Annotated in this window: 19 protein-coding genes; 3 read left to right on the top strand and 16 right to left on the bottom strand. The window is 59.5% G+C overall.

The window, feature by feature from the left end:
• Positions 1-3: 3 nt before the first annotated feature.
• From AC3WOY_RS06410 to AC3WOY_RS06485, 16 genes are all read right to left on the bottom strand, one after another.
• On the bottom strand, positions 4-1,926 hold the full coding sequence (locus AC3WOY_RS06410; protein WP_492421893.1) for a polysaccharide biosynthesis protein: 1,923 nt from the start codon (positions 1,924-1,926) through the stop codon (positions 4-6).
• A gap of 307 nt (positions 1,927-2,233) precedes the next feature.
• Entirely contained in the window at positions 2,234-3,247 is a 1,014-nt protein-coding gene (locus AC3WOY_RS06415) for a glycosyltransferase family 2 protein (protein ID WP_492421895.1), read from the bottom strand.
• The gene (locus AC3WOY_RS06420; RefSeq protein ID WP_492421897.1) at positions 3,244-4,611 is read right to left on the bottom strand and encodes a UDP-glucose dehydrogenase family protein; all 1,368 of its coding nucleotides are present in this window, start codon (positions 4,609-4,611) and stop codon (positions 3,244-3,246) included. The genes AC3WOY_RS06415 and AC3WOY_RS06420 overlap by 4 nt, the downstream gene beginning before the upstream one ends.
• A 216-nt stretch (positions 4,612-4,827) precedes the next feature.
• Positions 4,828-6,321 (bottom strand): hypothetical protein, encoded by a 1,494-nt coding sequence (locus AC3WOY_RS06425; protein WP_492421899.1) that lies wholly within the window; start codon positions 6,319-6,321, stop codon positions 4,828-4,830.
• A gap of 47 nt (positions 6,322-6,368) precedes the next feature.
• Positions 6,369-7,478, bottom strand: a complete 1,110-nt coding sequence (locus tag AC3WOY_RS06430; protein WP_492421901.1) for a glycosyltransferase family 4 protein — start codon at positions 7,476-7,478, stop codon at positions 6,369-6,371.
• The gene (locus AC3WOY_RS06435) at positions 7,399-8,520 is read right to left on the bottom strand and encodes a hypothetical protein (protein WP_492421903.1); all 1,122 of its coding nucleotides are present in this window, start codon (positions 8,518-8,520) and stop codon (positions 7,399-7,401) included. Before AC3WOY_RS06435 ends, AC3WOY_RS06430 begins: the two co-directional genes overlap by 80 nt.
• A 172-nt stretch (positions 8,521-8,692) precedes the next feature.
• Positions 8,693-10,081, bottom strand: a complete 1,389-nt coding sequence (locus AC3WOY_RS06440; protein ID WP_492421905.1) for a polysaccharide deacetylase family protein — start codon at positions 10,079-10,081, stop codon at positions 8,693-8,695.
• 44 nt (positions 10,082-10,125) lie between these two features.
• Positions 10,126-11,115, bottom strand: a complete 990-nt coding sequence (locus AC3WOY_RS06445) for a GNAT family N-acetyltransferase (protein ID WP_492421907.1) — start codon at positions 11,113-11,115, stop codon at positions 10,126-10,128.
• A gap of 47 nt (positions 11,116-11,162) precedes the next feature.
• A complete protein-coding gene (locus AC3WOY_RS06450) occupies positions 11,163-12,149 on the bottom strand; it encodes a GNAT family N-acetyltransferase (RefSeq protein WP_492421909.1) in 987 nt (328 codons plus the stop codon).
• Between the two features lie 3 nt (positions 12,150-12,152).
• Positions 12,153-12,779 carry a GNAT family N-acetyltransferase gene (locus tag AC3WOY_RS06455; RefSeq protein WP_492421911.1) on the bottom strand — a complete coding sequence of 209 codons (627 nt, stop codon included), beginning with the start codon at positions 12,777-12,779 and terminating at the stop codon, positions 12,153-12,155.
• An 8-nt stretch (positions 12,780-12,787) separates the two neighbouring features.
• The gene (locus AC3WOY_RS06460) at positions 12,788-14,419 is read right to left on the bottom strand and encodes an asparagine synthase-related protein (protein ID WP_492421913.1); all 1,632 of its coding nucleotides are present in this window, start codon (positions 14,417-14,419) and stop codon (positions 12,788-12,790) included.
• Positions 14,416-15,864 carry an oligosaccharide flippase family protein gene (locus AC3WOY_RS06465; RefSeq protein ID WP_492421915.1) on the bottom strand — a complete coding sequence of 483 codons (1,449 nt, stop codon included), beginning with the start codon at positions 15,862-15,864 and terminating at the stop codon, positions 14,416-14,418. The genes AC3WOY_RS06460 and AC3WOY_RS06465 overlap by 4 nt, the downstream gene beginning before the upstream one ends.
• Before the next feature lie 43 nt (positions 15,865-15,907).
• Entirely contained in the window at positions 15,908-18,118 is a 2,211-nt protein-coding gene (locus AC3WOY_RS06470; protein WP_492421917.1) for a polysaccharide biosynthesis tyrosine autokinase, read from the bottom strand.
• A gap of 147 nt (positions 18,119-18,265) precedes the next feature.
• Positions 18,266-19,693, bottom strand: a complete 1,428-nt coding sequence (locus AC3WOY_RS06475) for a tyrosinase family protein (protein ID WP_492421919.1) — start codon at positions 19,691-19,693, stop codon at positions 18,266-18,268.
• 424 nt (positions 19,694-20,117) lie between these two features.
• Positions 20,118-20,396, bottom strand: a complete 279-nt coding sequence (locus tag AC3WOY_RS06480; protein WP_492421921.1) for a hypothetical protein — start codon at positions 20,394-20,396, stop codon at positions 20,118-20,120.
• A 193-nt stretch (positions 20,397-20,589) separates the two neighbouring features.
• The gene (locus AC3WOY_RS06485; RefSeq protein ID WP_492421923.1) at positions 20,590-21,792 is read right to left on the bottom strand and encodes an ammonium transporter; all 1,203 of its coding nucleotides are present in this window, start codon (positions 21,790-21,792) and stop codon (positions 20,590-20,592) included.
• A gap of 185 nt (positions 21,793-21,977) precedes the next feature.
• On the opposite strand from AC3WOY_RS06485, the gene aat reads away from it, so the two are divergent.
• The 3 genes from aat (at position 21,978) to AC3WOY_RS06500 (ending at position 24,624) form a co-directional block, all read left to right on the top strand.
• Positions 21,978-22,700, top strand: coding sequence for a leucyl/phenylalanyl-tRNA--protein transferase (gene aat / locus AC3WOY_RS06490; RefSeq protein ID WP_492421925.1), 723 nt, complete (start codon positions 21,978-21,980; stop codon positions 22,698-22,700).
• A gap of 76 nt (positions 22,701-22,776) precedes the next feature.
• Positions 22,777-23,511, top strand: a complete 735-nt coding sequence (locus AC3WOY_RS06495) for an arginyltransferase (protein ID WP_492421927.1) — start codon at positions 22,777-22,779, stop codon at positions 23,509-23,511.
• A 69-nt stretch (positions 23,512-23,580) separates the two neighbouring features.
• Positions 23,581-24,624, top strand: coding sequence for a quinone-dependent dihydroorotate dehydrogenase (locus tag AC3WOY_RS06500; RefSeq protein WP_492421929.1), 1,044 nt, complete (start codon positions 23,581-23,583; stop codon positions 24,622-24,624).
• Positions 24,625-24,658: the final 34 nt, after the last annotated feature.

Below are 24,658 nucleotides of genomic sequence, written 5' to 3' on the forward strand. Positions count from 1 at the left end.
AAATCAACCACTTGTAGAGGCAATCGTTCTCCCGGAAATTGTTCCCACGTTGAGCGGGATGAAACGTTCTGTCTGGGGGCCGGCATCCAGCGACCGGTACGGGATGTACTCATGGACCATCTTCTGGACCATGTGCTGGATCATGGCGCAGTCATTGGTCGAGCACGCGACCATGAGATACGCAAGCTGTTGCGCCAGCAGGGCCGGTTCCACCATATACTCGGTCGTCGTCATGATCCGCGGGTGCAGGCTCGGAATGGCATCATTCCCCGCAAACATTTCCTCGTACAGTTTTTCAGCCGGGCGAAGTCCGACGTACGCAATCTCGATATCGCCTTCGGGATTCGCGCTGCTCTTCTCTGTATAGCCGTACATGGCGATCATGGTCCGGGCAAGGTCAACGATCTTCACCGGCCTGCCCATATCCATGACGAAGACATCGCCGCCCCTGGCCATGGCGCCAGCTTGCATCACAAGTTGCGCCGCCTCGGAAACGGACATGAAATAGCGCACGACCTCGGGATGGGTGATCGTGACCGGGCCACCCTCCTCGATCTGCTTGCGAAATAGCGGCACAACAGATCCCGAGGAACCAAGCACGTTGCCGAAGCGGACGATGCTGAATTTCGTCGCGGTCTTTTCATTGGAAGCGGCCGCCTGGAAGATAAGCTCTGCAATCCGCTTGCTGGCCCCCATCATGCTGGTCGGTCGAACCGCCTTGTCGGTGGAGACCAGCACACATGTCTTGACACGGAATCGGGCGGCCACGTTTGCCACGCTTTGCGCGCCCAGGACGTTGTTGCGCACGCCCTGGGCCATGTTTGATTCGACCAGCGGAACATGCTTGTAGGCTGCGGCATGGTAGATGGTGTCGATTGCATGGCTGCCGACGACTCTGCCCGTAAATTCCTCATCGCACACGGTGCCGAGGTGCGCCTCAAGCGGGACATCCGGGAAACACGAGCGCAACTCCTGCTCGATGTTGTAAAGCGCGTGCTCGGCATGGTCGAGCACATGCAGTGACTTGGGTTGCAGCGTCATGATCTGGCGGCAGAGTTCGCTCCCGATCGTGCCGCCGGCACCGGTGACGAGGACGTTTTGTCGCCTTACGCATCTGGCAAAAAGCTCGAACTCCGGACGGATCGGCTCGCGCCCGAGCAAGTCCTCGATCTTGATTTCCCGAATGGAACGGGTGGTGATGTTCTCGTCGCCGAGCTCCATCAGTCCGTACATGGTCTTCACTTCCACGCCGCTGATGCGCGCGCGGTACATCATCTCCCGCCGCTGCTCTGGCGTGGCCGACGGTACGGCAATGACAATCAGGCCCACCCCTCGCGCCACGCACACGGCGGCAATTTCCCGCGCGGGATATACCTTGGCGCCGCCCACCGTCCGCCGGGCAAGCGATTCGTCATCATCGAAAAAGCACACGGCACGGTACTGCAGGCTCATGCGCATTGCCGCGCCTAGCTTCGCGCCCGCCTCGCCTGCGCCATAGATAGCGACCCTGCACCCTTGTTCGCGCCGACAGTATGGATTCAGGTGCCGGATCAGCAAGCGCGCTACAAGGCGCGATGCGAGCATATACCCTAGAGCAGCAAGCCAATAGACCATCAAGACGCTGCGCGGAAGGTTGTGGTAATTGACCAGCTCGGCCAGCACGAGCGACATCAGTGCGGCGACGGCCAGGCCAATCGTCGCTGCCGACAGGATGCGTTGATCAATAAAGCGCGTGACCGCGCCATACAGGCCGGTGACGCAGAATGCTGCCACCGCGGCCGACACGGCAAGCACGACCGGCGGCAACCCGTAACGTCGCACGCGGCCGAAATCTCCTTCGGCCACCAGGGCTGCCAGATAAAAACATGCGGCCAGGGCGACGATGTCGATTGCCACCATCAGGCAGATTTTGTTCAGCAAGGTCATATGGACCAGGCTTGAGCTGATCCGTGCAGCAGTCATGGAACGTTGTAAGGACATGAGCATGATCTTGCAAAGAATGAGTCAATCCGCTGTACGTCGCGTTGCGTTGCGTCCTTCATGGCTGGTCCGACAGGCTGGCCAAGAAGCCCACCCCATCCCCTGTCCGGTTCGCTCGCCACGTTTTTCGACAGCCTGATAACCAATGTACGCACTATCCCTTGAAAATTAAGTATGAAAAATTGATCAAAGGCGCCGCATTCCGTCCTCATCAATTGACAATATCGATGAAGCCGCATGACTCCCGATGCAGCTACCGCGTCAGTGCCTTCATTGCACGGTCGGGGGTTCTGCTGAAAAGGATGAAATCCACCAGCCCCCTTGCGAATCCGGTGCCGTAGCCGAGATGCATGACGAAGAGCGCGGCCGCCGTCAGCATGACTGGTGGCCTGGCAAGGCTTCTCCGCACTCCGAATGCGCAAGAAAGCGCCGCAAGTAGATACAAACCGATGGCCGCTGCCAGCAGCCATCCCGCTGCCGACACCCATGGCGCGGCAAGCAGGAGCAGGAACAGTCCTGACATGAAGCAAAAGGGGGCAATATGGCGAGGAGATGCAGGAATGCGATGCTTCTTGAGCACCAGAGCCTTCCAGTAACCGTATTGATGGAACTGCCTCGCAAGCGCGGCAAGCGAGGCGCGTGGAGTATAGACGGAACGGATGGAGGCGCTTTGCCAAACGGCGCCTCCGGAACGTCGGATTCGCAGGCACAGCTCATCGTCCTGGTTGCGCACCAGATCTTCGTCGAAGCCGCCAAGACGCTCCAGATCAGACTTTCGCCACGCGCCAAGATAAACGGTATCGACAGGTCCGTTATACTCCCTGCGCCTTGACAAGGCTCCCCCTGAACCGAAACGGCTTTGGAATGCTGCGGCAATCGCTCGCTGGCAAGAAGTCGTGCCTTCGGCCACCCAAGGACCTCCGACGCACTGCGCCCCGGATGCCTGCAAGGACTCGACACTTCGCCGCACATAATCGCGCGCATACGAGGTATGGATGTCCATCCGGACAATGATTTCGCCCGATGCCGCTGCAATCGCCAAGTTGAGTCCGGTGGAAACGATCCGCTGCGGGTTATGGATCACCCTGATCTGTGGATGCGCCGCCGACCACCGCGCCAGCTTGTCAAGCGTGCCATCGTCGCTCAGGCCGTCGGCGATAAGAATTTCCAGGTCGAGTTTCGTGCAGTCCTGTTCGATAACAGACTGCAGGAACTGATCGATGTATTCGGCCTCATTGCGGCAAGGCGAAATGACGGTCACCTTCATCGGCAACCCCGGCCAATACCGTAGTACTGGAAGCCGTTCTCTTGCATCAGCGAAGGCTCGTAAATATTCCGTCCATCGAAGATGAGCGGCGTCTTCAGCGAAGACCGCATGGCGGAAAAGTCCGGACGCCAGAAGGCCTTCCACTCCGTGACAATGACCAGCGCGTCACAGTCCCCGATGACGGCGAGCTGGTCATCGTAGAACGTCACCCGCTCGAAATGCTCTGCGGACACGGCGAGTTTCAGGGCCATGGCCGCCTCGCGGGTAGCGATCGGATCGTAGGCCTTGACGGACGCGCCTCGTTCCAGCAAGGACGAAATCACCGAAATGCTTGGCGCTTCGCGCACATCGTTGGTGTTCGGCTTGAATGCCAGGCCCCAGATTGCAAAGCTGCGTCCGGACAGATCGGCGCCGAACTTGCGGACGATCTTCCGGACGAGAACGTCGCGCTGTTCCGCATTGACATCATGGACTGCCTGCAGGAGTCGGAGGGCTTTCCCCCTGCACTCGGCAGTCTTCAGTAGGGATTGAACGTCCTTCGGAAAGCAGGATCCGCCGTAGCCGGTGCCGGCATAGAGGAAACTATGGCCAATACGGGGGTCGGAACCGATGCCGCGTCGAACCTCGTCGATGTCGGCGCCCACCTCTTCAGCAAGGTTGGCTAGTTCGTTCATGAAGGAAATGCGGGTCGCGAGCATGGCGTTCGCGGCATATTTTGAGAACTCCGCGCTTTTTACGTCCATTTGCAGGAGCCGGTCGTGGTTTCGCATCATCGGCTCATAAAGCGCCTTGACCATGGCGAAAGCGCGCCAGCCTGTGGCGTCCTGCCGCGCACCGATGATGATGCGGTCCGGGCGGAGGAAGTCATTGACCGCAGCCCCCTCTTTGAGGAATTCCGGATTTGACACGACGGAGAACATTTCCATGGCCTCCGTGAAGTCACGCTCGCGAAGAGCCGCCGCGACAATAGCAGTGACATTGTCCGCCGTACCGACCGGAACCGTCGATTTCGTGACAATTGCCTTGAAGCTATCCATGTGGCGTCCGATTGCCTCTGCTGCGGCAAACACATACTGCAGGTCCGCCGCGCCGTCAGGTCCGGCCGGAGTTCCCACTGCAATGAACAGGACGTCGCCGTGCGAAACGGCGGCCGCGGCGTCGTTGGAAAAGACGATTCGTCCCGCGGCCCGGTTTCTTGCGATGAGGTCTTTCAATCCGGGTTCATAAATCGGCACTTCGCCGCGATTAAGGCGCGCGACCTTGTCCTCGTCTACGTCCAGGAAGAAAACACGGTTGCCGAAATCCGCCAGGCACGCCCCGGTAACGAGGCCGACGTAACCAATGCCAATGATCGTGATCTTCAAGAAATCGCTCCCTTGGAATACAAAGCATCGGGCGCGTGACGCACTCCTCCGGCGAAGGGGCGTGCCGCGCTGTTCATAGCACCCAGCTCAATGTATACGGCGTGCAGCAGGAAAATAAGTATGAAATTTCGATCCGGCGAGCCGATAAATGGCGGTTGCGGAGTGCTTTTTTGATAGATATGCGCCGCGGCGCATGGACGATGGGAAGCCGAACGACTATTCGCGCCGTTCGGACCGAACGCCGACAAGCGCGGGCAGGAACATCAACCGGTAGAGGCGCGCCTTGGTGCCTGATGCAGACGGCAGCAGGTCCGGGTAGTGCTCTTGAATGAAAGCGGCATCCTTTTCATCATGCCGCTCCGCCATGAGGTACAGGTTCTCGGCAAGTCGTCCCAGCAACGGCTGATAGCGGGACCATGCAGCATATCCGCCGCTCAGGAAGGCGCCTGTCATGCCATAGGGCGCATATCCCTCCCGACACTTCCCCCGTTCCACGCCGTACGCTACCCGGAACCAGCCATTGGCGCCGCTCATGTAGTTGGAAAACAAGGGACGACGTTCGTCACCGTTCCAGACACGTTCCACGAGTCCGTTGGCAAATGCTGCGGGCAACGATGCCGGCATCCACTGGCTTTCCCGAAGCGAATAAATGCGTTTCATGGCGGACTGGTTGCGCTCAAGCGCATCGAGCGCCGGCACGAGCCTGCGCGCGTGACTGAGATCCCATCCGGTGTCGCTGCGCTTTGGCACATTCTCCGGAGAGACAATCACCTCCACTTCTCCGGACCCGCGTCCCCCCTTGCAGTTCACCGGCGCTTGCGGTTCTGCATATCCGGCATACCTGTTGTCGGGATAAAGTCGCCAATAGCCCTTGTCCAGGTCTGCCATCATGACATTGCCCGTCCGGTGGCTATTGACCCGTTCCAGGGAAACGCGGGATAGAAAAAATTCCATGAGGGCCTGGATGTGCGGGGTGAGTTCCACCAACGCTTCCCGGTCACGTGAAGCCGTGCCGGTGCCAGCGGCACCCGCCAGTTCCGCGTAGATGCTGATCATCCAGAGCGGCTTGTCCGTGAATAACAGGGAGGACGAGGAGCCGCTGACATCTTGCGGCTTTGCCGAGGCTGCGCGCCGCAGCTTCTCGATCTCGCGTATCCCGCCCCAACGCTTCAGATGTTCGGCGGCGATCTGCACGGTATGGGAGACGAAGCGCTTATCGTCCTCCGTCATGGATTTTCCGGACAAAGCAATCGCGTTCGCCAAGGAGGCCGCAAGTCCAAGGAACTGCACACTGTACAACTGCACCTCGTTACCTGCGTACTTCGAGCCTCCCTCGCAGAGGCTGCCGCTGCGGCACGTCCAGCGGCGTCCCGAAGAAAAGACGCCGCCCGGTTCGAGCCCCTCGTAGGCCTGGGAAACAAGCTGGCTTATCTGGCGCAACCGGTCAGTGCGGCCGCAACGCCGCGCCATGGCGGCCAAATTGTGGGTGTAGGTCTGGAAATCGTAGAGCGCATTTCCTTCGCCATCGCGGATAAGCCGCCGCGCGATTACATTCTTTCCGAGATGCTCGTGCAAGTCGCGGTCCCATAGCGACCAGACCTGCGCCTCTACCGTGCCACCGCAGGCAACGGCATCCCGTAGCATTCCCGCTGCCGAAGGCGCACTCATGAAACCGGCCAACAGCAGCATCGCAAGATACTTCTTCGGCATGACATCCTCCCACCGCTTGTCCACGGCGCAATGCCTCACGAATGCGGTCAAGTAAGTGCTGAATAAAACCGTTGCAGCTTCTCTTCCTCGCTCCCCCAGTTGTACCGAGTTAGCACTGCCTGCCGTCCGTTCGCGCTCATTGCACGCGCCTCATCGGGATGAGTTACAAGGTAATCGATGGCCCGGGCGATGGCGACCGGGTCTTCCGGATCGACGCACATGCCGCAGCGGGCGCCCTCTATGATCTTGCGCCACAAGGGGAAATCGGACGCGATCACCGGAATGCCGGCCGCCATGTACTCAAACATCTTCACCGGCAGCGCGTCGAGGTAGTTGTCCTGCGGATGCAGCGTTACCAGTCCGGCCATGGAGCGATTGAGCACTTCCCGCACCCGGTTGCGCGGCAGGTAGCCGAGCATGTTGACGCGGCCCCAGCCGGTATACGAGCGGACCTCGGTCTCCAGGCCGACATCGGAAAAGGCGCCGCCGATCGTCAGGCGAACCGGCGTCTCGACGAATTCACAGGCCCGAACGATTTCGCGAATTCCGCGCCCGGCAGTAATGTCGCCCACGTAACACACTTCCAGTTGCTTGTCGGCCCAATCCGTTGCAGCGAATAGCTCGTCGGGGACGGGGTAATTGTTGACGTCGACTGTGCATTCATTAATCGGCAGGAACTTGTCCCGAATGGTCGGCGTCGCGGCAATGATGCCGTCCATCCGCCGGCAGGCATGGCGCATGAAGAACCCTGCGGCGGCCGAAAGCAAGCGCAGCGAAACCGGCCCCAGATAGGGTTTGCTTCGAATCTGGGCAGGCACGTCTTCATGCGAGTCGAAGATGACCGTCTTGCCCATGCGTTTCAGGCGCAGTCCAATGGGCAACAGCTCCGGATCATGCAAGTGGTATGCGTCCGCATGGAGGGCAACTCCCTTTTCAAAAACGCGCGCGGTGGTCTTGATCATGCGAGCCACCCGCCCTTCGGCACGACCGACATCCAGGATGGAGACGCCATCGCGCTCCTCGTTTCCCTTTCCGTCCGCCACCACGAGGCTGACATCGTAGCCGTGGCGCGCCAGGCTACGGCACTGCTTGACGAAGATCCGTGTGTCGTAGCGCGGATGAACCGATGTAAGATGGACGACCTTGCAGCTGCACATGCTTGCTCCTGTAATTGGCTAAGACTCCCATCGCTCCCGCAATGACCATATAAGTGAAGCTTTTGGAAATGAACAGCATCAGCACAGTGACGAACAGCATGATGAAGGCGAAAATCAGTTCGCCCGGCTTCTCGCGGCGGCCGTGCGAGAGCAGATCGCGCCCCAGGAGCACCGTGGGAAGGACAATCATCGCAAGGAGGTATAGGAAGCCGAACAGGCCGAGATCAACCCACGCGGAAAGGATGTTGTGCGCGTAGGAACCGCTATTGTTCAGAATGCGAAGATAGCTTCCGTAACTGCCGAATACAGGGTGATCGAGGACGGTATCGACGGCATAGAAGAACAACCTGCTTCGCGCCTCCCAGGATGAGGCGCCGGACAGGTCTAGCAATTGCCCCGTGCGGTTGCCGGGAAACAGGGAAACGATTTCAGCAAAGAACAGGTATAAACCCGCGCCGGCGATTGCGCTTCCTGCGATCCAGAACCCGCGATGCCGGGAATGAATGCCTTCGATCAAGCCTGCGGTGGCTAAAGCGACCGCCAGTTCACTGCGCGCCCCATTGATGAAAAATGCGGGGATGCACAGGAAATACAAGAGCAGCCTGTGCGGCATCTTCTTCAGATAGGCTGCCGGAACGAGGAACCCGAGCAGAAAGGAGCGCGCGAATCCCTGATATGTGGCGACCGCATCTTCACTGGACGCATCGCCCTGCAGACGGAGATAAAACGTGCCGTCCACCGACATGGAAAAAATAATGAGACTCATCGCCACCACGGTGAGCAGGACCGCGCGGCGAAATCCGGGGTCGTCGAAACGCGTGAGCCGGAAAGCGAGGAATACCACGACAAAGTGCAGCAGTGCGACGAGATGGTGTTTGACGACGACCGCGGGCGCGCCAAGCCCGAAGTTGAGGGCGACCACAAGGAAGAAGTAAAGAAGGAAGCCGCCAAAAAAAAGATCGACGCGATTGAGGAAATGCGCCTGTCCCAGCGCCCGCAGCAGGAACATGAGGGCGAGAACAGGAAGGAGCAGGATGGACATCGGTGAAAAATAGCCGCCAAGGACAGCAGGCACCGCCCCAGTGCCGATGGCGGACTGATAGAAGAAGAATCCCGGGAACAGGATCAGGAAGGACCAGTCGCCCACGGTGAACTCCCGCAGTTTCAGACTTGTCATCGCTCCTCCGTTGCTTGACCGGTTGCCATGGCCATCCTCAAACGCTATGACTCTGGATGATCTGGCAGTACATATCGCGCTCTTCGGGAGAATCGAATGCGGAGTTATGCCACAGCAAGGTGAAATTGCCCCGCATGCGCATCGTAGCCGCCTTGAGCTTCATCATCTTGGCGAGCGCCTGCTCCCCGACCCCATAACCCATGTGGCGCAGCACGGAGGCTTCCATGCATACCAGCGGCCGTTGCCTGACCTTAAGGGGTACCCGGGAATGCAGGTCGTACATGGGGTACTCATGGCAGGTACCGCATCGGAAGCCAGCGTGCTCGGCATAACTCAATGTGCTGTCATACTCCAGTGCCGCCGCATCCCAGATTGCCGGGGTACGCGTCGACCAACGCAGGTAATGATGGCGCCCGCCAAGCACGTCCTGCCCGAGATACCACCGATCGAGGATGGACTGGAGCCGCTTTTTTCCGGAGCTGACACCGGTGCGCGACTCATGCGTGTTATAGCCGGGATGAAGGCCGATCTCATGCCCGCGGAACGCAATGCGCTTCATCATGGCCAGCACTGCCTCGTCATTGATGGGACATGTATCGTCGTGGCGGCGATCTGTGATTTCAGGAATAAAGTAGAACGAAACGCGGTTGCCGGCCCGTTCGTTGACGTCCATCATCCAGTCGACAGTGTAGTAGTACGGGTCGTTGGTCCAGTTGCCGGTTTGCAGGGCGCGGTAGTTCTTCAGTGCGTTTGCGGCGCGCGCCAGGTCATTGGTGCGCACCAGTTCTCCAACCACCCGCCTGACTGTGCGGGCAAACGATCCGGCACCCGGATGGTACGGATGGTCAACATCGCAGGATACGTACATGCGGAACTGGCGCGGCTTGCGTTTCAGCCTCGGCCATAGCTTGTGCACCGCGGCCCAGAGAATTTCGACGTACTCGTCCACCAGTGGGCGATGCAGGAAACCGCAGCGGAACGCAACGGATGCCGCCGCCGGGAAGCGACCATGGTCGTCACGCTCCCGGCTTACCGCTTCCTCGTATCGCGAAAGCATGAAAAATGCGGCGCCAAAAATATCCATGCCAAGCGCGCCGTTTCCGCCATCATCGAGGGTAAAGCCGCCGGTCCCGAACAGCACCGGCACACTCCGCTCCAGCAACTCCGCGTCTAACCCCGTCGCAGCGGCATTCCAGCTCTGCAGTCCGGATCGGATGTAATCGAATGGGCCCAGCCATTGGGTTGCGCAGGATCGGAAGAAAACATCCGGCAGTGTGAGTTCCCGGTTGCCGGCACTAATGACCGCATCTTGCGTATCCGTGAACACAGTTTCAACGGACAGCCCGAGAAATTCACGCATCACGACGTCGGCGATCCACTTTCGCTCCGCCCTGCAGTTGTCAGGGAATATCAGTTTCAGCAGCATCGGATTCCATTGCCATTCGTGAGTAACATTATCGGCTCCCTGGATCAGGTTCCCGCACGCCGTACGCTTGAACCCGATTGCATGATGGACAGCACGCTGCGTCGCAACCGCAGCAGGCGCGACGGGGTCTTGGTGATATTGAAGTACGGGATTTGCGTGGCGCCGAAATGACGGAAGAAGCGCTCCACCGGCTCCAGCATCGAGCCGGAGAAATCGAACCGCTGCGCGAGTGTGGCGACATGTTTGATCGCCTCCCAGTGGCAGAGGCTGTTCGCACCGCTGCTTCTCAGCGTCGGCTCGGCTCCCGCCATCAGTCCGTATGCAGTATCGTCATCCCATACCACGTAAAGTCCTGCATGATTCCGGCCATCCCGGTCGACTGCGACGAAGTATTTCCGGCACGACCGCTCACCGCATGCCTTGTCGATGCGTGCTACGAGAGAATCCTCGTAGGGTACGCTCATGCCCTGCCGCTGGAAGGTCGCGCGGTTCAGATAGAGGAAATCCGAAAGCGGAAGGTCGTCGCGCACCTCCAGTCCAAAGCGACCCACCGCTTTTTTGCAGTGGTTACGGATATTGCATTCGAGCATTTTCCAGATCTGCTTGGTATGCACCAGGTCGTCCAGGACATAGGTGTACCGTGTAGTCTGGCTGAAGCCGCTCCATGAGAAAGGCAGCCAATTGGTGTAGGCGTAATGCCAGTTTTGCGAAAAGTGATCAAAGGGCGGCAACTGCTCGATCAGTGAATGCATCATTTCCTTCTCGTGCGCAAGCCGCGTCGAAACCTTGCCTGGGGTCTGGCGTATCCAAGGGCCGAGTTTTTGCGTGAGAGGCGGCTGCGTCAGGACGGTCATTCCAAAACGCCTCTGCCTGACATAGGGCATGGATGCCAGTACGGTGGAGTCCTTCACAACCAGTGCCACATCCCATCCGTCCACTCCGGCAACGGCATCGAGCCACCAGTCCCGGGAAAATATCGGGATTGACGGTTCCTTTGTGCAGAATTCCCGATATAGGGTTTTCGTATCCATCATCCTGTTCCGTTCTGTCTTTGTTTTAATGTCCACGCCCAACCCGGCATCTATTGCGTCAAGCCCCGCGCAAACTCCAGTTGCTGCTTGACCGCATGCCAGCCCTGCCGTACCTGGAGCAACCGGGACGGCGTCTTGCTGATCGAAAAATACGGCAGCTGTGTCGGCCCGAATCCGCGGAAGAATCGTTCTACAGGTTCAATGATGGAGCCCGCGAAGTCGAACTTGCGCGTCACCGTCGCAGCGAACTGGATTGCCGTCCACATGCACAGCGTCGCGCCGCCCGTGTTCCGGAAGCACGGGTCCGCGCCATTCATGAGCCCATAAGAGCTGTTCCGGTCCCAGACGATGTAGTTTCCCGCGTGATGCCGCCCATCCTCGTCGATGGCAATGAAGTACTTCCGGCATCCGCGCCGGACGCAGGCCTCATCCAGCCGCCGCACAAAATCGTCGGTGTACGGCGGATCCTTGCCCTGCCGGCTGAAGCTCATCCGGTTCAGCGCGAGAAAGTCGTCGAGAGGCAAGTCATCCCGAACGACCAGACGATAACGGTTAGCCGCCTTCTTGCATTCGGCGCGGGTGCTGTTCTCAAAATCCGCCCACAACTTGTCGACGTTGGAAAGATCGCTCAGCACATAGGTGTAGCGCGTCGTCTGGCTAAAGCCGTTCCAGGAAAACGGCAGCCAGTTGCTGCATGCGTAATGCCAGTTCTGGGCGAAATGGTCGAACGGCGGCAGCTTGTCGATCAATTCCTGCATTAAGTCCTTCTCGTAGGCGAGCCGCAACGCGTTCCGCCCTGGAAACGGACGCAGCCATGGCCCCAGCTTCTGCGTAAGCTGGGGCTGTCCGATGACTGCCATGCCGTAGCGCCTCATCCGGGAGTACGGCATGGCTGCGACCACCCGTGCATCCCGCATAGCAAGGGCGACGCCCCAGCCATCCTCACCGGCCGTCGCGTCCAGCCACCATGGCTGTGAAAAGATGGGTACAGATTCCTCTTCTTCGGCAAACTGCCTGTAGATATCTTTTGCATTCATCGTTCAATCCTGGATCGTGCAGTTGCGAAACTCGTTCAGGTTGCAGACCATGTAGTGACGCAATTCCTTGCGGTCGTCATCAAAGTAGGTCTCGATGATGACGAAGCCGAGCTTTTCGTTTACGCGCAGCGAGGCGCCGTTGGATACGCTGATGCGGGAAGACACGCCACCGAGCCCGCACGCGGCAAAATTGGCGAGCGCATGGCGGCGCAAGAAGGTGCCGAGGCCGCATCCGCGCACATCCTGGACAACACCGCTGTAACCGACATGGATCGTCTGCTCGGCGCGATCCCGCGCATTGAAGTAGTAATAGGCAAGCCCCACGACTGCACCGCTGGCGTCATTTCGTACTACCAGGGACAATTTCTCCCCCCAGAAGGCGAGCAGCAGCAATTTGTCCGGAGAGATCGGCCGGCCGTTCAACCGCTCGTGAAGGCGGGTCATGGCGACAAACGTGCCGGCAGCTAGCGGCTCGATGCGAAATGGCCCGAACCGGGCCTCAGGAAACGTGCGCAACCTGCGCGTACACAATGCATTGCGGAACAATGCAGCCGAGACTGCGCGCGTCGTGTGCAGGCGATGTGCGATTCGCGACAGAGTGGCACTTGCCGGCGTAACGTTGTCTGGCATGTTGTCATTCATGTGGAAAAGTCCTCGCGCCGGGCGTTAAGGAACTCGTGGACCAGCATGCCATCGAGGCGGTAGCCTTCGCGCATCAGGCACCTGACCTCGTCCGCAGGCATATGGCTGACAATGAAGGCATTGGGCGTTCGCCGGTTTCGGATGGCATTGCGCATCATCTTCACCCACGCCTGGATGGGGCGCGGCATGCCTGACAGCAGCTTGCGAACCTGCGTACCGGCCGGACCGGCATCCTCCGCGTTACGCAGCGTCTGCGCAGCCGCCACGCCGGTGTGGGTGGCGTACAACTCACGTACATAGTCGTTGTACCAGCGACGCCCTTGGCGGAGAGGCAGCGGCACGTTCATGGCGAAGTTCACCAGCCCCTTGTCCCATAACGGCAACCACCAGTCATAGCCGAAAAATTCATAGACGCGGATCGAATTGCAGATGAACTTTGCCTGTCGTTCCTGCCATTCCCAACGTTCGTACGTGCTCGCCAGCGCGTCCCAGCTATCGATCCCGTTTATCCCCGCGATGTCACGGATGCGCTCCCGCCAGACGGGCGAATGGCTCGCAGGGCCTCGCCTGCCGACCGAACGCACGTAATGCCTGTCTCGGATCCTGTCGATCAGAAGCGAGAGATCGGGCGGCGACGACATGTTGTCGCTCGCCGTGATGCCTGTGTTTTGACGAAAGCAAGTGTGTCCCGGGACGAAAATGCATCCACGCTCGAGAACACCCTCGTCGCGCATGGATCGAACCGCAAGCCAGTCCTGCACGTGGGCGAGACTGCAACAGCCGGATGCAAAATCCTGGTAGCGTCGGCGCTCCACGCTGTTCCATGCCGCGCGCCATCCCGTCCTCGTGTATTCGACGAAATGCCACTTCAGACCCAGCGTCTGCGCCACCTGGCGGCTGTATTCCGCTTCCTTGTTGCCGGCCTCGCCGTAGGTGAATGCCAGCAGGTTCGGGTAACGGATGCGGCAAAGGAGCGTGGCGACAAGGCGTGAGTCATAACCGCCACTCAGTGGAATCGCAATTTGCCGCCCTCCCGCCCACGCTGCGAGCCGGTGGACGGCAGCACGCATGCGCTCGTCCAGCGCGGCACTCAACAATGCGCTGTCTGACCTGTCCGGCACCAAATGGTCAAAAAGAAAATAGCGTGCCGTCTCCACGACGGGCTGCCCCCTTGTCGTATCGACCCGCAGCAGTTCTCCCGCCTGCAGCTCCTTGACGTCCGGATACAGCGTCTGGTTTCCGGTGACATATCCGGTCAGCCTGAATTCGTCGCAAGCGACCGGATCCATTTCCTTGTTTCCGATTGCATGCCTCACCCATTCGGCATTGTCGCTGACATAGACGTTGCCGGTCCGCACTCCATAGAACAATGGAATACTGCGAAGATGATCGACGGCGGCAAAAACCTGTCCCTTCGCCACGCGGACAAGTGCAAAAAAACCCTCAAGGCAGCACATCGCTTGCGAACAGGCATGCAGGTCATTCACCGCTGCCTCAAGACGTTCCCCCACCTGTTCCGTCGTCAGCGACGGTCCGTCGCCATGGAACACAGTCCCCCGCATGTTCATTCCGGTTCCGGCGGAACTGTGCCACGCGGGACTGGACAGATGCACGGTCACTTTACTCATGACCATGCCTCCTTCATTAGCCAGGCATACCTGCTCAGGACAAGCAGGAAAACTGCTGCAAACGAAAGCAGCCACATCGTCCTGTCGATATGCATCATCGTGCCGAGAATAAGCGGCGACGCCAGCACGACCGCCCACGCAAGCGCCGCGATCACAGGCCGGACAATCCTTGCCCAACCATTGCCGGTGCAGCGAAGCATCCAGGCAAGGTTCGCCAGCCAACAGACTGCGCTTCCGCAGGCAAAGAAGGCGACAGCTGCCATCAGGTCCCCCATCCAGCCTCCCGCCGCAATGGCAGCCGCGCGCACGGACAGCAGGATCACCTGGAATGCCATTGCCGATACCTGCCGTTCGAGCACCAGGAAGATGGAGGTCATCGGTGATGTGATGAATACCAGGTAAAGCCATGGAGCGAGCCACTGCGCAAAGACACCTGCCTGCCGCCATGCGTCGCCGAACACGAGCGCGAAGATGTCCGGCCCCGCGACCAGCAGAATGAGCGTCGGCGGCATGCCGATATGTGCCAGTCGCGCATGTACATTGGCGACCACCGGACCGAGGCGTCCTTCGCGCATTACGGCAGGAGCATCAGCGAGAAAAACATTGCCGATCGCCTGGCCGATCAGTTGCATGGGTGTGGAAAGCACGCGGTTCGCCAACAGGTAGATACCCGCCGCAGCCGGACCGAAGAAGGCGGCAAACATGACCGAGGGAAGTTGGGCCCCGATGGTGTTGCAGATAGCGGTCCAGGTGGAATACAGCGGATACTTCCGATAGATGAGCGCCGCATCGGCCACCTCCCGCGCGCGGACACTTCGGATCAAGGCCCAGTCCTTGCGCAGCACACGGAAGAACAACGACACCGATCCGCAGCTCTGGCCGGCGACCTGTCCAAGTATCAGTGCAAACGCACCCAGTTTTACGCCAGCAAGCTGAATAGCCGCTGTGAAGAAGGACTGGCTCATGCGGGTGCTTGAAAGCGGGGTAAATGCCTTCCGCCGCAGGGCCCAGCGGTTAAGCATGCCGTACACGCCGGCGAGGAACGCCCCTGCAGGCACGAGGCACATGTAGGCGGACAGCCCAGGCGTCCTGACGAAGTTTGCGATCTCTTCCCGCCAAAACATGAGCGGAATCGCAGCCAATCCGGTGATCACGCACAGGACAACCAGGCTCAGCACCAGCAGGGCTGCCGCCTGCCGGTCATCCTCCGGCATCGGAATTGCCTGCTCATACCGCAAGGCGCCCACGACGGAAACCAGGGACAGCAGGGTCACGAACACCGCGAGCAGGCCGAAGTCTTGCGCGCTATAGAGGCGCGTCAGGATCGGCGCAACCGCAACAGTGATCGCTTGTGCGAAGACATTTCCGCCAGCAAGCACAACGACCCGGCGCGCAAAGGTATTGCCAGGTAGCGCGCGCCGGATAATCGAATGCAGTCCTGTCATGCGCCTGCTCACCTGCGGGAAATACATCGGCGGGAACGGGGCATCATTCATCCCCCGCATAACCGTATTTCCCGCTGCGTACGCCATACCGATGGCTGGCGATGCCGGGTTTCAGGCCATTGAAGATCGTTCCCGTAATTTTCCGGCCGCCCTGATTCAGCCGCTTGTTTGCCTCTTCGATCTCTTCCATCGTCGTTATCCGCGCCCGGGCAATGTTGAAGACCATGCCTGCCTGAGCCACAATGGTGAGTGCATCGGCCAATCCAATGACGGGCGGAGTATCGATCAGGACAATGTCATATCGGACCGAGAGCATCTGGAGCAAATGGGTAAATTCGGGTTGCTCCAGCAGTTCGGAAGACTTTGATGTGGCGCTCCCGGCGGGCATGAAATCGACGTTCCCTGCCACGCCTCGGCGGATCGCCGACGCGTAGCTCGCCTTGCCGCTGAGGACGTCGGACAGGCCGTTATGCCGCTCCTGTCCGAAGTACCGGTGCAAGTGCCCGGTACGCATGTCCGCGTCGATCAGAAGGATCCTGGTGCCGACCGATGCCAGCAGGGCGGCAAGGTTCGCCGACACAAACGATTTGCCGACACCGGGAGTCGGCCCGGTGATCACGACCACGTTATTCTGCGCACCCGGCATCGCGTCCCGGATCAGTCTGCGCAGGCCGCGCAATCCCTCGACGGCCTGGTCATACGGCTCCCGCTCAAGCAGCAGCTTCTCCGAATCCTGGGGGGCGCCCTTCGGCCATGCGCTGAACGGGATGGTTGCTGAAACGGGAATGCCAAGGGACTCTTCCACCTCCTGCGGATAATCGACCTTGCCGCGCAAGCCCTTTTTGAACGCAGCGACGATACTTCCCAATATCAGGCCGGCCACGACGGAAAGGACGACCAGGAAACTGCGGCGTGGCTTGACTTCACGGTAGGACACCACCGGCTCATCCAGCAAGCGCACGTTGGGCGCCTTGCTGGCGGTAATCAACCGGAGCTGATGCGCTGTTGTCAACACGGCCGCGTAAACATCCTTGCTGACCTGGACATCCCTCGCAACGCGCACCACATCCTGCTCCACCGCAGGAAGTTTTTTGATCCGGCTTTCGGAACCAGCAAGATCGCGGCTCAAGGATGCCATCTGCTGGTTGATGGAAACCATCGCGGGATGGCCTTCCTGGAAGCGCACCAGCAGGTCTTCCTTCTTTTGCCTGAGCTCCGCCATTTTCTTTTGCGTGTCGACTGCCTGCGCAAGGACGTTCCTTGCCTCTTCTCCAAGGTCGACAGTGCCGCGCTTGTTTCGCAGATCGTTATAGCTCGCTTCTGACCGCTCCAGCTCCTGCCGCAGCATCGGCAACTGCTTGTTCAGGAAGGCAAGCTGGCGTTCCGCAATCTGGGATTTCCTGTCCTCATTCTGCTGCAGGTAGCCGCTGCCAATGGTCGACAGCACCTCCGCCACCTGCACGGGGTCGGTTCCTTCCAAGGTGACGCTGATGATGCCCGATTGCTTGCCCTTTTCGCTGACCTGCAAGGCCTCCTGCAAGCGGCGCACGACTTCTCCCCGCCCATAGCGGGTCAATGTAAACTGCGCCCCCGGTTTCGCCTCGATGGACGCCACCATCAATTCCCCCTCGCCTTTTCCATGCCTGAAGGTGAGGAGCTCGCCAATCTTGCCGTTCGTCCGGATGCCCTCGTCTTCCTGGACAAGCGTGTACCTGCCGCCGGGCTCCACGGTCAGGATGAAGGGGAATCCTTCAAGGCCACCAGGCACCTTGAATTCCGAAACGGCAGCATCCTCCTTGCCCCATACATATCCGCCCCTTCCGGCGAAACCCGGGTCTGACACGTCGTCGTTGAACCGCGCGATGAGCTTTCCAATGACTGGGAAGTAGTTTGGCGCAACATCAATGAACAGCCGGGACTTGTCGACGGCGGACGAGACGACGAGCCGCGAGCGCAGGATTTCCATCTCTCTGGATGACGCGTTAACACGCGAGTCCTGTCCGTCCATTGACGATGCGAAAGGGCCAAACTGCGTGCCGGAAGCGTCTTCCACCTGGACCAGGAGATTCGACTCGTAGACAGGCGTGGCGAGAAAAGCGTAACCGCTCCCGAGTATCGTCACAGCGATTGCGATGCCGGCGACGAGCCATTTTCTGTCGACAATGGATCCAAGATATTTACGAAGATCGGGAGCTGCACCTTGCGCCAGTCGGTGCGAAACTGGAAACGACTGTACATGCGGAAGGTTCTGCATAACTGATTAGGATGTGAAGTAAATGGAAGAGATGGACTACCCTGCACCTACTTGATCAAAGCATGCAACGAGGACTCGCTGAACAGGCTCTTGAAGAGTCCGATAAACGGGATGCGGCGCGCGCCGCATCCCATGCTTTCGTCAGACTTACTCCACCGGGTCCTGCGACAGCTCGGCGCGAACCGTCCCGATGGTGATAACATCGCCGCGCGGATAACTTGCCCCATTCACCCTGACAAATCCAACCCGCAGCTGGACGCGCCCGCGGGACTCGAAGCGTTGCAGCACCTGCGTCGCCGCAAAGCTGACACTGCCGCCATTGTGATGCGCGGCCTCCACCTCGAATGGTCCGAAGCTTCCCAGCAGATACTGATCCTCAGGGCCGCGGTTTGACGGCAGGAGGTAGACGTCATAGTAGTAGCCGCCGCCCGCTCCCGCTGGAAGGGTATGCACATCGTTGAGCGTAATCTGCACGGATCGATAGGAAGCCGGCGAACGGCTTGCGCCCTGGCGCTGCGCCCCTTCGCCCAAGGTCAGCTCCAGCACTTCGACATCGCTTGCTCCGACGGCAATGGCAGTTGAAACTGAATTCTCATTGAGCCGCACGTTGCGTGCGCCACCGATCGACCGGCGGTTTCCCCCGAGATCGCCCGGCGGCGCTATCGCGAAGTCGCCCACGCGCAGCCCGCCGGCACCATTCCCCAGCGTCCCAACGGTCGCCTGCACACGCACGATTCTTGGCATGATTTGCGCAGCCGGCGGCAATGACGTCGGCAAAGCAAGGTCAGCGTACGTATAGTTCAACTGGCTGGTCGTGTCGTAGGTATGGCTGCGCGGCATGGACAGTTGGGAACCAAAGGATAGTGTGCCCGACCAGTAGGGATCGGTTAAGGGAGGCATGGTTCTTCCTGCGCCCGCCGCTACCCAGGACGCCCATAGTTTGTCGATCATGCCGTGATGCAGCCAGAAGATTGGATCGGTCGGCGCACTCATCGTGGACATCACGCCGCCGATGAGGTTATGGAAGGAGCCGTGCGGCTTGTATTCAATGGACGTTTCAAAGGAGTTGGTCGTGCCCCGTTGGAAATTCTTGTAGGTCGATGAGAACGGCGTCAGGCTCAATCCAGACCGGACATTGGTGTTGACGCGCCCCGAGACGTATAGCGGATTGCCGGAAGCAGGATCGGAAAATTCCGGCGGCAGCACCGGATTCTTGTAATAGTCCCAGTACGGCACCATCAACTGATTGTTCCCCGACACCGTGCGCAGGGTCTCCTGAAACAGATGCAGATAGCCTCGATGCCACGCGAGGAAATACGGTTTCGAATGCGGGCAGGAAGTGCCGTGGATATTGGACCAATAGGCCCAGCTCGTGCGGTCCGATGCATTTGTATTCGCACGCATCGTACGAATGGCATCGATAAAGGAAGCGTAGTCGCTTGTCAGCTTGAAATCATGCCACTCCGGCCTGTTCAATGCGGTCTGTGCCCATGCCAAACCACCGGGTAGCGAGGCCAATGCCGCACCTGAAATAGATCCTTTGAGAAATGTCCTGCGCGTGAAACTTCGATGCATATATATCTCCATGATCAACCGGCCCGTTGCGTAACTTCTCCATGCCGGTACTTCCCCTCAAGAGGCGAATCGCAGCAAACACAACACTGCACCGAAGTTTCAATATAGGAGGGACACCGGGGAAGATAAGTAGGAAGTTTCGATTGGCTGGGCGTCGATGGCGCTCGATATATCGCCGTTTCCGATGAATGCAGAACGGATGCGTCCGCTGCTTTTCCGGCGGTCGTACGGCGATGCACGCAGAAAGGTTATCCGCACGCGTCGTCGTGCGATGAGAATGCGAACCTGGGACAAGCGTGGCATGCTGGCCGGAACATGATCGAGCAAGGGACGCTCGTTAAGGAAGGAGCCGGGTGCGATATGTGTCCGGCTCCCGCACGGCATCTACCGCCCATCTTGCGTTGCAGGATGGAGAATCGCTTCGTCAGCATTTATGGCCGCGTCCGCCTCCGACCCCGCCCCCGATACCATTATTGTGGTTGTTCTTGATTCGCAATGCGTTGTATTTGACGAAGCCCTCAGGGGCCAAATCAACTGCGGCCTTGGGCAGCTTCGACAAAACAACGCTGGAGATATATTTCACATCCCCAGTCTTGACCAGTGCAAATGCGCCTTCGATACTTGAAGGGGTCAAGGCAAAAGCCATTGAGGACAGGGTTACCAGCGGAACGGCGCACAACACAACCAGAGGTTTCTTGATCATGATCGACTCCTTTTGAAAACGCCAGCTCAATACCAGCGTCTTCCTACCGTATACCAGCGTGAAGCAAAGATGCGCATCGATTGAAAAATTGATGAATAGCCGGCCACTCTGAACGAAGTCATTCAATTTCTTGATCAAGAAATTGGGTTGCTGAAACAACGAGGCACCGTGTGGCGCCCCGTCGTGCCGAAAATCACCAGCTTGTTTCCCGCTCCGCGGTCGCGCTGATGCGGTGAATGGAAAGGTCCGCACCATCGAATTCCTGTTCCGGATCGAGACGCAGTCCGAACATCTTCTTCAGCAGTCCGTAGATGGCCAGGCCGCCAAGTCCGGCGATCACGACGCCCATGACCGTACCGGCCAGTTGCGACATGAACGATACGCCGCCAATGCCTCCCAGCGCCTTCAAGCCGAAGATGCCCGCGGCAATACCACCCCAGGCACCGCACAGTCCATGCAACGGCCACACGCCAAGCACATCATCGATCTTCCACTTGTTCTGCGTGAGCGTGAACATCCACACGAAGATCGCGCCCGCAATGCCGCCGGTGATCAGCGCGCCAAGCGGATGCATCAGGTCGGAGCCGGCACACACCGCCACCAGCCCCGCGAGCGGGCCGTTGTAGGCAAAGCCGGGGTCGTTCTTGCCGAGCATGACGGCCACCAGCGTGCCGCCGACCATGGCCATCAGCGAGTTGAGCGCGACCAGGCCGTTCATCTTGTCGAGCGCCTGCGCGCTCATGACATTGAAGCCGAACCAGCCGACGGTCAGGATCCACGCACCAAGGGCGAGGAAGGGAATATTTGAAGGCGGATGCGCAGCAATGGCACCGTCCTTCGAGTAGCGCCCGCGGCGCGCGCCGAGCAGCAGCACCGCCGGCAAGGCGGCCCAGCCGCCGACTGCATGCACCACCACCGAGCCGGCAAAGTCGTGGAATTCTTCCGAGAACGCCGCCTTCAGCCAGGCCTGGATGCCGAACTTCTGGTTCCACACGATGCCTTCAAAGAAGGGATAGACCAGGCCCACCAGCAGCGCCGTTGCAGCCAATTGCGGATAGAAGCGCGCCCGCTCGGCGATGCCGCCCGAGATGATGGCAGGAATCGCCGCGGCAAATGTCAGCAGGAAGAAGAACTTGACCAGCTCGTAGCCGTTCTTCTGCGCCAGGGTCGTGGCGTCGGAGAAAAAGTCGACGCCGTAGGCAATGCTGTAGCCGACAAAGAAATAGGCAATCGTCGAAACGGCAAAATCGACTAAGATTTTGACCAAGGCATTGACCTGGTTCTTTTTGCGTACGGTGCCAAGCTCGAGAAACGCGAACCCGGCGTGCATGGCAAGAATCATGATGGCGCCGAGCAGGACAAATAATGCATCGGCACCGTTTTTAAGCGCATCCATGAAAAACACTCTCCCTGTTAGTGTGCAAGATTGGTTTAATGCTCACGAATGAAGCAAAATCTATTCCATTTTGGTGCAAACAAGCAACTATTTGATTTACAAGTGGAAATTATTTTGACAACACTTCACCGCATTAAGATTGCACCGCTGCAGTGCGTTTTTGCAGCCCAGTTTGGGGAGCGCCAATGATCCCATGGCTGGAGACGGACTCGCCTTTTCCAGACGTGAGCTACGCGTTGACGGAAGAGGATGGCGCGCCTGGACTGCTGGCCGCAGGTGCCGACCTGTCGCCGGCCCGATTGCTGGAGGCCTACCGCCACGGCATCTTCCCTTGGTTTTCGGAAGGGCAGCCGATCCTGTGGTGGAGCACCGATCCGCGCATGGTGTTGTTTACTGAACGCCTCGCCATCTCGCACAGTCTGAAAAAAACATTGAAGAAAGTCCAACGGAGCATGGCGACCGACCGCAGATGGGAAATCCGTTTCGACTCGGCCTTCGAACAGGTGATGCTTGCCTGCGCCGCGCCGCGCAGGGATGGTGCGGGGACCTGGATTTCGGAAGACATCGTCCGCGGCTATGTCGGGCTGCACCGGCAGGGCTATGCGCATTCGTCGGAGGTGTGGCTGGACGGGCAGCTTGTCGGGGGCGCGTATGGGGTCTGCATCGGCAGGATGTTCTATGGCGAGTCGATGTTTGCACGCGTGACGGATGCGTCGAAGATCGCTCTTGCCTGGCTGGTCCACTTTCTCCGGACAAACGGCGTGGAGCTGATCGACTGCCAGCAGGAGACCTCACACCTCGCATCGCTCGGCGCGGTGCCGATCCCGCGAACGGATTTCGTCAGGCATTTGCGACAGGCAACCGCGCTTCCCGCCATCGAGGCGTGGAGCCCGGAAAACCCGTTTTGACCGAACCTGCAAAAGCCTTGCGCACCGGCGGCGCTAACAGTGTAAATTACGAATATCGTAGTCAGGCTTCACGCATATGACGCACCTAAAAGACCTGCCTTTTGCAACGCTGCAGTTTTATGCGACTGCCCCCTACCCTTGCAGCTACCTGGACGGACGGCAGGCGCGCTCCCAGGTGGCCACACCGTCCAACCTGATCAACGCCGACGTCTATTCCGAACTGGTCAAGAACGGCTTCCGGCGCAGCGGCATCTTCACCTACCGTCCGTACTGCGACGGCTGCAACGCCTGCGTTCCGGTCCGCGTGAAGGTCGAGGATTTCGCGCCGAACCGCAGCCAGCGCCGCGCCTGGAAACGACATGAAGCGATGGCGACCTGGGTGACAACGCTGTCCTTCGTGCCGGAACATTATGAGCTTTACCTCCGCTACCAGGCTGCGCGCCACGCGGGCGGCGGCATGGACCAGGACAGCCGGGACCAGTACGCGCAGTTCCTGCTCCAGAGCAAGGTCAACACCCGCCTCGTCGAATTCCGCGACCCGGACGGCACGCTACGCATGGTGAGCATCATCGACGTGCTGAACGACGGGTTGTCGTCGGTGTACACGTTTTACGATCCCGATGTAGAAAGCGCCTCCTACGGCACCTACAACGTGCTCTGGCAGATCGAACAGGCCAGGCGCCTGAACATGCCCTACGTGTACCTCGGCTACTGGATCCGCGACAGTCGCAAGATGGCCTACAAGGTGAACTTCCAGCCGCTCGAAGCGCTGCAGCGCGGCCGTTGGCAAGCGTGGCAACCGGAAAGCTGATTTCCGGCTTTACCTGCCGGCAATAGTAAAATAGCGCCTTTCCAACGCGCGCCGCTTCCGTTGCTCCTCATGTCCGACAAACTGCTCTACGCCCTTACACGCCCCCTGCTGTTCTCGCTCGACCCGGAAACTGCGCACAACCTCACCCTGCCAGCCCTGAAGAATGCCGCTGCCTGCGGACTGACCGCGCTGGTCGGCAAGCCCGCGCCCGACCCTCGCACGGTCATGGGCATCACCTTTCCCAACCCCGTCGGCCTGGCCGCCGGCCTCGACAAGGACGGTGCCTACATCGACGGACTGGCCGCGCTGGGCTTCGGCTTCATCGAAGTCGGCACCGTGACGCCGCGCGCGCAACCCGGCAACCCGAAGCCGCGCATCTTCCGCCTGCCGCAAGCCGATGCCGTGATCAACCGCATGGGCTTCAACAACGGCGGCGTCGATGCCTTCGTCGCGAATGTGCAGGCATCGAAGTTCTTCCAGAACAAAGAAGGCGTACTCGGCCTGAACATCGGCAAGAATGCCGATACGCCGATCGAGCGCGCCGCCGACGACTACTTGCATTGCCTGGAAAAGGTCTATCCCTACGCCAGCTACGTCACGGTCAATATTTCCTCGCCGAACACCAAGAACCTGCGCCAACTGCAGGGCGGCTCCGAACTCGACGCGCTGCTCGCGCAATTGAAGGACGCACAGCAACGCCTTGCCGACAAGCACAAGCGCTATGTACCGATCGCGCTGAAGATCGCACCCGACGTGGATGGCGACCAGGTGAAATCGATTGCCGCAGCCCTTCTCCAGCACAAGATGGACGCCGTGATCGCCACCAACACCACGATCACCCGCGACGCGGTGAAAGGCCTGCCGCACGCGGAAGAAACCGGCGGCCTGTCGGGCGCGCCGGTCTTCGAGATGTCCAACACCGTGATCCGCGCGTTGAAGGCCGAACTGGGCGATGCGCTGCCCATCATCGGTGTCGGCGGTATCCTCTCGGGGGACAACGCCCAGGCCAAGATTTCCGCCGGCGCATCGTTGGTCCAGCTGTACACCGGCTTGATTTATCGCGGCCCCGCCCTCGTGAAGGAGTGCGCAGCAGCCCTGCGCAAATCCCGTTAAAGTTCTGTCATGTTCCGCCAATTGTGGCGGAACG

The sequence above is a fragment of the Noviherbaspirillum sp. FW303-A3 genome (assembly GCF_058788695.1).